The organism is Bacteroides xylanisolvens XB1A (assembly GCF_000210075.1).
Taxonomy (GTDB): Bacteria; Bacteroidota; Bacteroidia; order Bacteroidales; family Bacteroidaceae; genus Bacteroides; species Bacteroides xylanisolvens.
Window position 1 is genome coordinate 4,107,280 of the sequence record NC_021017.1, and the last position, 14,035, is coordinate 4,121,314.

Annotated in this window: 6 protein-coding genes and 2 pseudogenes; 7 read left to right on the top strand and 1 reads right to left on the bottom strand. The window is 37.6% G+C overall.

All coding sequences use genetic code 11. The features are described from left to right. The first annotated feature begins 8 nt into the window (after positions 1-8). Complete coding sequence (locus BXY_RS15620) at positions 9-1,598, top strand: fimbrillin family protein (RefSeq protein WP_004308514.1); 1,590 nt, start codon at positions 9-11, stop codon at positions 1,596-1,598. 96 nt (positions 1,599-1,694) lie between these two features. Here BXY_RS15620 and BXY_RS15625 read toward each other — a convergent pair whose 3' ends face one another. Next, a complete protein-coding gene (locus BXY_RS15625; RefSeq protein WP_008645566.1) occupies positions 1,695-3,665 on the bottom strand; it encodes a rhamnogalacturonan lyase in 1,971 nt (656 codons plus the stop codon). A gap of 260 nt (positions 3,666-3,925) precedes the next feature. Between BXY_RS15625 and BXY_RS15630 the strand changes: the two are divergent. The 6 genes and pseudogenes from BXY_RS15630 to BXY_RS15655 form a co-directional block, all read left to right on the top strand. Beyond that, positions 3,926-4,219 (top strand): annotated as a pseudogene (locus BXY_RS15630) (right-handed parallel beta-helix repeat-containing protein); the annotation flags it as partial. 362 nt (positions 4,220-4,581) lie between these two features. Next, positions 4,582-5,892: a rhamnogalacturonidase gene (locus tag BXY_RS15635; RefSeq protein ID WP_004324943.1), complete on the top strand. Its 1,311-nt coding sequence runs from the start codon at positions 4,582-4,584 to the stop codon at positions 5,890-5,892. A gap of 302 nt (positions 5,893-6,194) precedes the next feature. Then, a complete protein-coding gene (locus BXY_RS15640) occupies positions 6,195-8,624 on the top strand; it encodes a glycoside hydrolase family 88 protein (RefSeq protein WP_015532417.1) in 2,430 nt (809 codons plus the stop codon). 69 nt (positions 8,625-8,693) lie between these two features. Further along, positions 8,694-9,806: a hypothetical protein gene (locus BXY_RS15645; RefSeq protein ID WP_008645558.1), complete on the top strand. Its 1,113-nt coding sequence runs from the start codon at positions 8,694-8,696 to the stop codon at positions 9,804-9,806. Positions 9,807-9,986: 180 nt separating this feature from the next. Continuing rightward, a pseudogene (locus tag BXY_RS15650) lies at positions 9,987-11,673 on the top strand (pectate lyase family protein). Positions 11,674-11,772: 99 nt separating this feature from the next. Further along, positions 11,773-14,034, top strand: coding sequence for a fasciclin domain-containing protein (locus BXY_RS15655; protein WP_032842379.1), 2,262 nt, complete (start codon positions 11,773-11,775; stop codon positions 14,032-14,034). Position 14,035: the final 1 nt, after the last annotated feature.

Here is a 14,035-nt window from a genome sequence, read left to right on the forward strand (position 1 = left end):
GAAATATTATGAGATATTGTAAATTCATTTTTGTAATTTATGTATTGCTCGGTTCTTTTCTGATGGTGGCATGTTCGCAGGATGAGGATGCCAAGCTGGCCGTCAATAGTAATATATTAAAGATTGAGGTGGTTGATTCCAGTATTCAACAAAATGGCAATGTAAGTCGTGCTGTCACTGATGTGACTTACAAGACAACTTTTTCGGACGGGGATGCGATTGGTATTTTTGCGGTAAATAGTGATAAGGAAGTTTTCATTAAAAATGTCCTTGCGACGTATAATGATGGAATATGGGGAATTGACGGAGGACGTCTTTCGTGTACGGAAGATTTGGAAACCGTGACTTTTTATGCGTATTATCCTTATAAGGAAAATATAACTATAGATATGACGAAGGAGGATCCGTTTGAAACGATTGTGGGGAACTGGACTGTTGACACAGATCTGAGTGGTGACAGATATACAAATAATGATTTAATGACAGGGGAGGCTTCAGCAGACGGAAGTACAATAACTTTTGTAATGAATCATCGGATGGCCTTGATGGTAGCCGAACTGCCTTCTGTTACTTATAATTTCACTAATGAGGTTTCTCCTGAACTGCCATCTTACAGTGTATCTTTGAGAGAGGTGAAATTTTCTATTGGTGAGCAGGTGATCATTCCTTATTATGATAAGGAAACAACGACTTACCGTGTTTTGGTAAATCCGACAAAAAAAGTAGAGCAAATAGGAGGAAGTTTTATCAGTTCAGTAGACAACGGGCTTAAAAAATACTCGATAGATGCGACAAAGTTGAAAGCCGGAGAGTATATTTATTGTGAGATAGACGGAGGACTGCAAACTGTGGATCATGAGTTGAAAGTGGGTGATCTGATATATTCTAATGGCGCGTTGGCTTCTGTTGACGATAATGCTCCTGTTAGCGATGATTGTGTAGGAGTCGTTTATTTTGTTGGTAATCCGATGCCTTCTGTGTTATATCCTTTTACAGAAGATAATGAATTTACTTATTCTGAACGTCAGGATGCATTATTGCGTGATCATCCGGGCTGTACCCATGGATTGGTTTTGGGGCTGAAAGAGAATACCAATATTGTTTTTGGGGAGAAAGATGAAATAAGAGTTTGGTATCGTACAGAGTTTGCCGAAAGAAATTCCTATATTGATTTAAGTCCGATGGGATGGGATGGATCGGCGTCTACCGGAACATTGAATGGTACGTCGAGGGATCAGCGATTAGGGTATAATCACACGGAAGTAATTAAAAAATATGCGGAAGCAAAGAATAAGTCACTTTTAGTGAATTCCTTGAATAACTATAATTTGGTTGCTCCGAGTATTTCTTCCGGTTGGTTTATTCCTTCTGTCGGTGATTTGAGGGCAATGGTAACTAATTGGGAAACGATGAATACGCAGTTGGGAAAAATAACAGGTAGTGACGGACTGAAAAATGACATGTATTATTGGTCGTCTACAGAGCGTAATAATACAAGTATATTTGGAGTACAGTTGACAAGCAGTGGAAGTACCAAAGTTGATGGATTGAAATACGACAGACCTGGAGTAAGCTCCCGATATGTATTTGCTTTCTGATATTTATTGAGGTAAGGAAATGATAGAGTTTTGAATAGGGTTAGTTTTATAAAAAGCGTGTATGTTCTTTGCGGAAAGCATACACGCCTTTCTTTTTTATTTGTTCAAGTCAGAACCGATATAGTAACCCGGATGAGTGGGCTGGTTGTAACCTATGTTCTGATGTGTAGCGCTTAAACGATATAAATGGTCGTCCATTAGAGGATGGAAACGATAGTCGGTTTCAAAATCAGTAGTAAAGATTCTTAGCTCTGTATCATTTTCATCAACGAAGATAACTTCTTCCCGCCAGTCTCCCCAAATATCGCCATAAAAACAGGCATTGTTTTTGGTTCCGCTGGCTGTTTTTACACCCCAATCGCTGCCATTGAACAAACGTCCGTCGGTATAGCTGTGAATAACGAGGTAATCAAGCATTTGCCTGTTTAATGATCCACTCCACCAGATTGTCATATTGTATGATGTATCACCACCTTTGGCTATAGGTGCCCTTTTACCTGTCAGTTCATTTCCTTTGCAGGAATACATGACACCGTCCGGTTCTGACGACCAATATTCACATCCGGGACTGTCCGGATCAACATCTGCGACCATACAACGTCCTACGTCCTTGCCGTTTCCGGGAATATAATGTAATATCCTGCCCGTTCTGGCATCCCGGAATTCTGTTCCAATATTTCCATACTCCTTGGGTTCTTCATGGCAGACTACTACTTGATACCCTTCCTGTGTAGGATCAAATTTGCCCAAATGCATGGCATCACCATGTCCTAATTTTGTGCTATATAGCCCTTTACCGTTATGGTCTATGACACATGCCCCATATAAGACTTCGTCTTTTCCGTCATCATCTATATCTCCGACTGCTAAATTATGATTACCTTGCCCTATATAATCCGAATAGTTGTCAGCTGTATCAAAATGCCATCGCTCTGTTATTTTGTTATCAGTAAAATCTAAAGCTACAATCTGGTAGTTCTTATAATATCCTCTGCACATGAGTAGGCTTGGAATTCCTTTTTGAGATCTGAAGTGTCCGACTCCCATCAGAAAACGATCCATCCTGTTTGCCCAATTATCTCCCCAATATGTCACCCATTTATTTTTTTCACCACGGTAGATATAGTCGGTTCGGGCTACTTCCTTTCCGGTTCTGCCTTCAATGATAGATAAGAATTCCGGCCCTGTGATAATTCTGCCATAAGTGGCACTTTGGGGAGCCCTGTCTACATAGTCGGTTATTCCATCTTGGTTGACATCGCCTATTTTCGTTCCGTCCCCGAAAACGGTACCTTCGGAGGTGCGGACTGCGATCTCCGCCTTGCCATCTCCATTCAGGTCATATACAATGAAGGGAGTATAATGAATACCTTGCCGGATATTAGAGCCTAAATCGATACGCCATAAAAATGTCCCGGTTGTTAGCTTGTATGCTTCTAACAGGCAACTTCCGGGAGTAATTCCAATTCCCGTGCTACCATTGTCAAGAGGTGACACTTCACGTTTCAGAACCAATTCATAATCTCCGTCGCCGTCTAAATCGCCAATAGCTGCATCCGAAGCTTTATATACTAAATCGGGATATGGCAGATTATTATTGTTTAATGGGACCGTCCGGTAGAAGTTCTGTGCCATTTCCGGAGTAAAGTTACATGAACATAAAATATTATTGGTATTTGCTTGTCGAACTTCGTATTTGAGAATCTTATTAATGTTTGCTGTTAAATCTTTGTAATTAGAACTATTGATAATCGGAGTTTTGTTTAGCTTTTGGAATTTATAGTTACCTTCTTTGCGGTAGATATCAAAACCAATATCGTCCGGATCGGTGGAAAGCCATCTCCAGCTGAGTAGTACGCCTTTTCTTTCTATTCTTTCTGTTTCTTTATTAGGAAAGATAGTGTTATAACTTGCCACCATAGCACGATTTCTTAGAAACTCAACAACTTGCATATTATTGTTATCACCATTATCAGACACGGGAGGTGGTGTTGGATTTTGGACTGAATTATCACTACAAGCTGTGACAAAACTAAAAAATGTAAGCGCATAAAATAAGTTTTTCATAATTATATTGTTATAAAGATTGAATATTTTCTTTCTACAAAGGAAGTGGATTGGGAGAGTATTCACCTGCAAATTTGTATATAAAGGATGCATTTTTATCCTTATATCAAACTATTGTTATTATGAACTATGATTGTTAATGCTGGAATTTGTCTGATAATTGAAGTAGAAAAGACAAAATTCTATTCTTTACGTACGATATTACAGCTCCTATGGTATAAAAAACAGTAGCTTTGCTGCTACATAATACTTAATATACAATGAAACGTATTAGCCTTCTTCTTTTTTTTATAGGATGTTTCCTCTTTTCTCTTTCGGCTACGAATTATTTTGTGGCTACTAATGGAAGCGATTCAAACAGTGGGACGATTGATAAGCCTTTTGCCACGTTGGGTAAAGCACAATCAAAAGTGATGGCAGGAGATACTGTATATATCCGGCAAGGTACATATCGAGTGACGGAAGCAGAGATAATGGAACATTATACTGCGGGAAGTACTACTTGGAGCCGGGTGTTTAAAATGTCAAAGAGTGGAACTGGACCGGACAACAGGAGGGGTATTAAAAACGGTTATACGCGGGGAACAAACAAAGAATACGGATTTGGATCTGCTGGAAATAAAAGAATCAGGAAATAGTACTTATGAAATCTTTCTTCGTGGTGGCGGACGTAAAGGAGAGATTGTGTTTACAAAATTTATAAAGAGGATGCGCTTTTTTGATACTGTAGAGAGCGTTTTATTTTAATTCGATATATGTACAAAAATAAGTCTGAATATGGAATATTGTATATAGATAAATAGTATTTGAATCCTTTGTATAGAACTCCATAAGAAAATCAATATCTCCATATCCTTTGCTTTGGGGCAAATGGAAACATGCGGTACTTTTGCAAAAAAGTAACGAGATATAGAAAATGATAAAGTCAGCATTTTTAATAGTAGCGACATGTTGCAGTCTGCAACTGTTTAGTCAGGAAAAATTTCCCGATGGTAAAATTATACCGGATTGGTTTTACAAAAATGAAAAAACTGATATAAATGGATTAGGAAAGAGTTTCTTGATTACCGACTATGGAGTAGTGAATGATAGTACACTGTTACAGACAGAGAAAATTCAGGCTGTTATAGATTTGGCGTCTAATAATGGAGGCGGAGTCATTGTTATACCTGAAGGTACTTATCTTAGTGGTGCGCTGTTCTTTAAGCCGGGAACACACTTGCATTTGGAAGAGAAAGCTATATTAAAAGGTAGTGACGATATTAGCAACTTTCCTGTAATAGAAACACGGATGGAGGGACAGAACCTAAAGTACTTTTCAGCTTTGATTAATGTTGATAAGGTAGATGGTTTCACCCTTTCCGGAAAAGGAAAAGTTGATGGAAACGGTGAACGATATTGGAAGTCATTTTGGTTGCGGCGGCGTGTTATTCCTAAATGTACTAATATGGATGAATTGCGTCCTCGTCTACTTCATATATCTCATAGCAATAATGTACAAGTTTCAGATGTGCGACTTGTTAATTCTCCGTTTTGGACAACTCACATTTATAAGTGTGATAGCGTAAAACTTTTGGATTTGCATATCTTTTCACCTTCTTCTCCTGTAAAGGCTCCAAGTACGGATGCAATCGATATTGATGCATGTAAAAATGTACTTGTCAAGGGATGCTATATGTCGGTTAATGATGACGCAATTGCATTAAAAGGCGGCAAAGGACCATGGGCTGATCAAAATCCCGATAATGGTGGCAATTGTGATATTATTATTGAAGACTGTACTTTTGGATTCTGTCACGGAGTGCTGACTTGCGGTAGCGAATCGATATATAATCATAATATAATTCTTCGACGCTGCAATCTGGACCAGGCTAAACGCCTGTTGTGGTTGAAAATGCGTCCGGATACTCCCCAACAATATAAGTACATCCTCGTTGAAGACATAAAAGGAAATGTCCGCAATTGTATCTTTATTGCTCCTTGGACACAGTTTTATGATTTGAAAGATCGCAAGGATATGCCAGTCTCGTATTCCAGCTATATTACAATGCGTAATATTCATCTGGATTGTGATTCCTTTTTTGCTGTAGAGAAATCAAAACAATATAAATTATCCAATTTCTGTTTTGACAATTTGACTATTACGGCTAAAAAAGATGTGAAGATAGATGAAGATATTATTGATGCATTGGTTATGAGAAAGGTTGAGATAAATAAAGTGAATTAAAAAAGAAGGGTAGAAAGACTGGAAAATCGTACATAGCCTGTAAAATCGTACAAAATAGGCGTGTGATGGGCTGTACACATATGAATTTACATAAGAAAGTCGAATTCTCCATATTCCTTTTCTTTAACTCTACCATGTAATGCGGTATCTTTGACATGTGCTTATTCAGTAAAATATTGAATCTAAAACTATAAAATACAATGAAATTCTGTAGAATTATTTTTTGTCTGTGGTTATTGGTCTGTTTCTTTCCAATAGGTATTCATGCAGATATACAACTTCCTTCTATATTATCAAATAATATGGTACTTCAGCAAAATGCGAAAGTACGTTTTTGGGGAAAAGCACGTCCCGGAGAAAAGATTTTGGTAAAGACTTCATGGGATCATAAGAAATACAAGGTGACTGCTTTAGCAAACGGTCATTGGGAACTGATGATACAAACACCGGCTGCTACTTCCGGACAATCTGTAATGTTGAAAGGTGATAATAGGATCCGGATCAATAATATATTAATAGGTGAAGTTTGGCTTTGTACGGGACAGTCAAATATGGAATTTCCCGTAGCCCGTAATCCGCAAGTGAAATGGAAAACAGGAATGTTGAATGAAGCGGAAGAAATGAAAGATGCTGATTTTCCGGAAATCCGCCTGTTTCATGTAGAGCATCAACTGGCACCTGATAGTGAGAAAGAAGATTGCGTTGGAAAGTGGGTGGTTTGTAATCCGGAGAATCTGAAAGACTTTTCTGCTGTAGGATTTGTCTTTGGACGTAAATTGTATAAAGAATTGAGTACACCGGTTGGATTGATTCAGTCTACTTGGGGAGGAACACATGCTGAATCTTGGACAAGTATGAAAGTGATGGAAAACAATCTGCTGTATGCTGATGTCTTAAAACAATATTCAAAAGAAAGGGTGAGTAGGGAAAAAGATAAGTGTAAGGTTCCGGCTACTTTGTGGAATGGCATGATTGCTCCTATAGTAGGGTACACTGTAAAAGGAAATATCTGGTATCAGGGAGAATCCAACTCTGTTCGTTATGAGAAATATCAGGAAGTATTTACTAACCTGATTAATAGTTGGCGGAAAGAATGGAATCAGCCGGATATGCCTTTCTATTTCGTACAGATTGCACCACATTACAAGCAACCGGCAGGTATTCGTGAAGCACAATTAAAAACATGGTTAAGTGGACTTGAAAATATTGGTATGGCAGTAGTGACGGATGCAGCCGATTCTACCGACATACATCCACGAAATAAAGTTGCACCGGGCGAACGGCTGGCAGCTTGGGCATTAGCAAAGCAATATGGTAAAAAGATTGTTTATTCAGGACCTCTCTACAAATCAATGAAAGTGAATGGGGGAGAAATTACATTAGATTTTGAATTTGCGGAAGGTGGCCTGCAGACACCCGGCAATGAACCGGTAAAAGGATTTTTTATTGCCGGCAATGATGCGCGGTTTTATCCGGCTGAAGCTGTAATTGATGGAAGTTTGATAACACTTTCTTCAACTTATGTCTCTGCACCTGTAGCTGTACGCTACGGTTATGGGACTTTCTTTAGAGTGAATCTGTTTAATAAAGCCGGACTTCCGGCAGTTCCTTTCCGTACGGATACTTTTTCTTCCGACACTTATTATCGTCTGTTTGCCGATTCGGAAATTCGTCGTTTTCCGGAAGCGTGGCAACTGGATCATGGAAAACGCCTGTATTTTGGTTATGCGCAAGGAGTAGGTTGTTGTGCGATGTTACAAGTTTGGAAGAAAACAGGAGACCGTAGGTACTTTGATTATGTAGAGGCATGGGCTGATTCTTTGGTAGACGACAAAGGAGAGATTCATTTATATAAGAAAGAAACCTATAATTTGGATTATATCAATTCCGGAAAAGTTCTGTTTGATTTGTACAATGAAACCAAAAAGGAGAAATATAAATTGGCTATCGAGAATTTGATAGATCAGCTAAAAAAGCAACCTCGTACAACAGATGGAGGTTTCTGGCATAAGAAAATATACCCTAATCAGATGTGGTTGGATGGATTGTATATGGCTTCTCCTTTTATGGCTCGATATGGAGCTGAATTTAATCGTCCGGAATGGATTGATGAGGCTGTTAAACAGTTCACTCTCTGCCATCAGCATACATACGATACCAAGACGGGACTTTATTATCATGCATGGAATGAGGACCGGAGCCAGCGCTGGGCTGATCCGGAAACTGGCCATTCTCCTAATTTCTGGGGACGTAGTATTGGTTGGTGGTTTATGGCTTTGGTAGATGCTTTGGAATATATTCCCCAAGATCATTCAGGCTATGCTGATATGATTAAATGGACGAAAGAATTAGCAGAAACTCTTTCAAAATACCAAGATAAAAATGGTTTATGGTATCAGGTAATTGACCAACCTTCACGTACCGGTAATTTCCCGGAAGCTTCTGTTACGGCGCAATGTATGTATGCCTATATGAAAGCTGTGAATAAAGGATACATTGATAGTCAGTATCGTGCTATTGCAGAAAAAGCCTTTAAGGGGCTGTGCAATAAACTGCTAATCTCAAATTCGGACGGAACATTGACATTGACAAGATGTTGCCAAGTGGGTGGATTAGGCGGTAAGCCTTATCGTGACGGTAGTTTTGAGTATTATATAGGAGAGAAAATGAGAGATAATGATGCTAAAGCAACAGGACCTTTCATTATGGGATGTATTGAACTGAACAAATAATATAGAAATAGAAATGATAGGAAATTTTCGACTACAGTTTCAATTAATGAACAAATAAAATGTAATACCATGAAAAAAGAACAAATTATCAAATCGATGTTATTTTTAATTATTCCTTTGCTTGCTATCTCATGTGATGGTAATGGCCTTATGGAATATGAAGAGACTGCATTGATGCAAGGAGATGTGCAGCAAGGACTGTTAAATGATGGGACAAGTGATAATACATGTATGGTTAATCTGAATTTATTCACAAAACCTTATTTTGATTATCAGTATAATACGGGTGATCATGTAGATGAGTGTTTTGTATATATTGATAATCAGGAAGATCTTACTAGATGCCTTTATCCACAAAGTGGAAAGAATGTAAAAGGTAATTTCTTGATACCTTTCGGAAAACATCGAATTAAATTGAATATAGAAATTGATGATGGTAAATCATATACATATCCGATTGAACTATGCAATGCTTTGGTAACCTTAAAGAACGGTGAAGCAAGTACGGTGCTCTACGATAGAATTATTCTTAAAAGAGCGGATTCTTCTTTCACAAATTCAGCCTTTACTGTTGAATTTGATGTAGATTTTCCTTATACTGAAAACAATGATTACACATTAGATATTACATTAGGATTTTATGATGAAACATACGACGATGGTTCTTCAGGTCCTTATGTAAACGGAAATGTTAGTGTTAATACTTATTATCAATGGAGATCCATTTTTGAACCAGCTAGGCCAACTGATATTGACTTTGTTCTTGGAATTGTATATAATTCTACTCAAAAAGAATATTGTTATAAAGGGTATTGTGAACAAGACTTTTCTATAGATAGGAATGGAATGGCTGTTAATAATGTAAGTTGGCATAAAATGGTAAGATTACCAAATGGTGATGATATTGGCTATAAATTATATTTAATAACAGGTATATGGGCTAAATTACAGTCAAATATTGATACTATGATTGGCGAAACAGAAGTTTCGTGGTATTCAGCTTATTATAGAGTAGAATGGGATGACGGAGAATATTCAGAATGGTATCCTATGGATGAATTAGACGAATCTTCAGTTAGGATAGATGCTACTATTGATTATTATCCTAATATTGAGATTGTATGTTTCAATACCAAAGAAATTCAGGATGCTTATGCATCACAATGGGGCATTGTACCTTAATAACTAAAAAGTCTTGATTTTTACGTATAAAGATGAGGATCAATATTAAAATAGATATTCAACTACTGATTACGTAAATAGCAAAATAATTAAGTATACTTGACAACGGATATACAATTTTTTAGGTTTGAATTTAATTTATTAATCAAATGAGTATTTATTAATTATTTTTTATATAAAATGAGAAACACAGCAACTTTTCAAAAAAAGGCATGTCCAATTGCCGTGAGATGCTTAACAAGCATTTTATATTTCTTTTTGTTTTCACTCTCGTCGTTAGCGGCTTGCGTGGATAAAGAACCTGTAGATGAGGAGGATGCAGATCCTGCTATCAATCCTTACAGTTCATATCTAGAGGAGGAAGAAAGTGGTGGTAATACAAGTTCTGGTCCGGCATTTCCTGTCTTAGCCAATTATGCACCGGCATTTCCGGGTGCAGTAGGATATGGTAGAAACGCTGATGGTGCACGTGGTAGTAACAACCGGGAAATTTATGTAGTAACTAATTTGAATAATAGTGGTGCTGGATCGTTAAGAGATGCTGTTAGTCAAGCAAACAGAATTATAGTGTTTAACGTGTCAGGTGTGATTGATTTGAATAAAGAAGTACTTGTGTTTAAGGACAATCAAACAGTCTTGTTTCAGACAGCTCCCGGTGATGGCATCGAACTTTATAATGGTAGGACTTCTTCCACCAATGCAAATAATCTGATTGTACGTTATATGCGTATGCGTACTGGTCGCCAGGTTAGTGGCAGTGACAACATAGACGCAGGAGGAGCTGCCTATGGGCATGATCAAATTTATGATCATTGTTCTTTCACATGGGGAACAGATGAATGTTTTTCACTCAATAATGACAAGCAACCGAAAGGTCTCTATAACATAACATTGCAGAATTCAATTTTAGGACAAGGATGCCAGAATCATTCTTGTGGAGGTTTAGTTCAAACTAGTGATGAAGAAGGAGTTACTGTTTTCCGAAATCTATTTATTGATAATAAAACTCGTAATTTTAAAGTGAAAGGATTGAATCAATTTGTTAACAATGTTATCTATAATTGGGGAAATGGAGCGGCTTATAATATGGGGGGGGGAATCTTCAGGGCACTCTAACACAGTTATTGAAAATAATTATTTTATCAAAGGACCAGCTTATACATGGGTGAATACGTCATATCCTATAGAAACTACAGATAAGAGTATGTTCGATGATGAAACGAAATATCATTATAATGGAATAAGTAGTGACAATAAAAATTATTTGGTAGATACTTATCAACAAGTAAATCCAACTAAACCTTTTATAGGTGGTAATGGTGATGGTGATTTTGATACTTATTGTGTAGGTAATTATTATGATAACGATAAAGACGGCACATTAAATGGATTCGAAATCACTCAGGGTAATTGGCAAACCTATTGTAGTGCCACTCCTGTCTTTCTGAGTAAACCAGATAGCCAACATTCGGAAATCAGCATAAAAACTAGTGCTACAGAAGCTTATCATTGGATTGTTAAAAATGTTGGACCGGTTTTACCCAATCGTGATTTGGTAGATAAATTCATGATTGATGAACTGACTTCATTAGGTACTAAAGGAACAATTTTTAGAAATCAAAACATAGAGACACAATACCCTCTTGCCAAGACTTGGCAAAATATTAATGTTGGCACTGCTAGAAAAGATACGGATGGCGACGGCATACCCGATGATTTTGAGGACAAATGGGGGCTAAATAAAAATAATGCTGGAGATGCCGTTCGTATTGCAGAGAACGGATATACGATGATTGAAAACTATGCTCTTTCACTCGAATTCCCAGATGAGTATGAAAAGGCTTGGAATGAAGCATACGGTGAATAAATAGTGAAATACAATAAATAATGAAGATTATACATTATCAATTAATCTGAATTTTGAATAATGATAGAGAGAAATCCTAATTTTAAATTAATAAAAAAAATGAACAACAAAGTATTTTTACGGAGAATGCTTTGGCTGCTATGTCTTCCATTACTCTTAACTGCATGTAAAGATAGCATGGATGAGCACTATGAAGTACCTGATTGGGTAGCAGACAATGCATGGGAAGTGTTAAGTTCCGGTGAACACGGAAACTATTCTATTTTCTTGCAGGGGCTAGAGATTGCTGGCTACAAGCAAATGCTGGAGGGTAAAGCAATTTTAACTATTATTGCTCCAGACGACGATGCTTTTCAAACTTATTTGAATAAGAGAGGATTTACCAGCATCAGTGATATGCCTGTTAACGAAGTGAGTAAATTGATTGGGTACCACGTGCTCTATTATTCTTATAATAAGGAGAAACTAGTCAATTTCCGTCCAACAGGAAGTACGGAAACGGAAGAGGAGCAGAACATAAAAGCAGGATTGTATTACAAACACCGCACAAGAAGTAGCGATGCTCCTACTGTTGAGACAACCCCTACAGGGGCTTCTGTCATGGTGTATCACTTAGAACGTTATTTGCCTATATTTTCCTACCGTTATTTCCAGACGAAAGGTATAGATGCTAAAAATAATTACGAGGCTTTCTACCCCAATTCTACTTGGACGGGAGATGATGGTTTCAATGTATCTAATGCATCTGTAAAAGAATATGGAATTATTGCTAATAACGGCTATATTCATGCTGTTGATCGAGTCGTTGAACCGCTAGAAACGATTTATACGGAACTGAAAAATAAAGAAAAATACTCGACTTTCCTTGATTTGTATGATTCGTTTGGCGTTTACGTTGCAGATGATGAATTGAGTAAGTCATATGCTAAAGCATACGGAGTGGATACGCTCTATCAGTATCAGCATGGGGGATTGCCAAATATTGCTTGTGAATGGCCTACAAGCAGCTATTTGAATTTTACGGCGTTGACAGCTCTTTCTTATAGTATTTTTGCACCGTCAAACACTGCTATTAATAGTTTCTTTGATAGCTTTTGGAAAATCGGTGGTTATTCTTCTATGCAGGAAGTAGATGCGCTAGCGTTGAATTATTTCCTCTATCAATTTATTTATGGAGGTAGTATGTTATTCCCTGAAGAGTTAGGAGACGATGAATTGAAGAATTTGGCGGGCTCATCTCTTAATATTAATCCTGCTGCATTGAATGAAAAAACGATGTGTGTTAATGGTGCTCTCTATGGTATGGATGAAATTAAGGAACCTAGCACATTTGCTTCCGTTATCGGACCTTTGTTTCAATATAAAAGTGCACGTTCTTTTCTCTACGCATTGTTAGGGAGTTCACTGTTCTCTTCTTATGTGTCTGACTTGAGTAAATATATTGTCTTGGTTCCTACAGCCGAACAATTTGAAGCCTCTGGCATTCGGACGGTTTACAGTACACAGGGGTTGGAAGCAGAAGGAGATGATGGATGGGCGGAAATCAGCAATACTGCCAAGCAAAATATCGTGTATTTGCATTCAGCTAGTATCTCGAGTGAACAATCAAGTGAATTACCAGAAAGAGGAACGCGTGTGATTCCTACGGAGTCTACCTGGAACTACTGGTTCGTTAAAGATGGAAACATCACTTGTAGCTCAACTTTCAATCAACAGTTGAATCCTCAGTTCAATGGTACAGTTTTTACACCATTTACTAAACTTAAAAATGGAAGTAACGGAAGTACATATAGCTTTGATGCTGAACAATTGTTTGCAGCAGAGAGCGGGGATTTGGCTTATAACATTGCTATCTGTGCGGATCACAATTATCCCTATTACTGTTTTGCTCAGTTATTGCGTGAGGCAAATCTTATATCCAATCAGATTATGATGAATTTATTTGGTAAAGGACGGTTCGTTGCATTTATCCCGACTAACGATGCTATAAAGCGGGCATTGGCATCAAATAAAATTCCAGGAGCGATTGATGCTTCATTTGATGCTGAAGGTAAGTTAAGTGGTACATTTGATGCAAAAGAATTGGCAAATTATTTGAATTCCTATTTTATTACTGCTGCTCAAAACGTTATTCCATCTTATCCGTATATAGGATCCGATTTTAAAAGTGGGCGTTATTGGAGTGAACGTGTGGTACAGACGGAAGGAGCTACTGCACCGCAGCTAATTTATACAGATAATGGAACTTCACTAAGTATCCAATTGGAAGGTGGAAACAAATGTCAAGTGGTATCAGATTACGATTACTTCCCATTTGCATACGAAGGAGGTTGTTTCCATCTGATTGATGATGTCTTTTGAT

Excerpts from the sequence above, each read along its gene's own strand:
- BXY_RS15620 (WP_004308514.1), top strand. The coding sequence starts at position 9 with ATGAGATATTGTAAATTCATTTTTGTAATTTATGTATTGCTCGGTTCT.
- BXY_RS15625 (WP_008645566.1), bottom strand. The coding sequence starts at position 3,665 with ATGAAAAACTTATTTTATGCGCTTACATTTTTTAGTTTTGTCACAGCT.
- BXY_RS15635 (WP_004324943.1), top strand. The coding sequence starts at position 4,582 with ATGATAAAGTCAGCATTTTTAATAGTAGCGACATGTTGCAGTCTGCAA.
- BXY_RS15640 (WP_015532417.1), top strand. The coding sequence starts at position 6,195 with ATGGTACTTCAGCAAAATGCGAAAGTACGTTTTTGGGGAAAAGCACGT.
- BXY_RS15645 (WP_008645558.1), top strand. The coding sequence starts at position 8,694 with ATGAAAAAAGAACAAATTATCAAATCGATGTTATTTTTAATTATTCCT.
- BXY_RS15655 (WP_032842379.1), top strand. The coding sequence starts at position 11,773 with ATGAACAACAAAGTATTTTTACGGAGAATGCTTTGGCTGCTATGTCTT.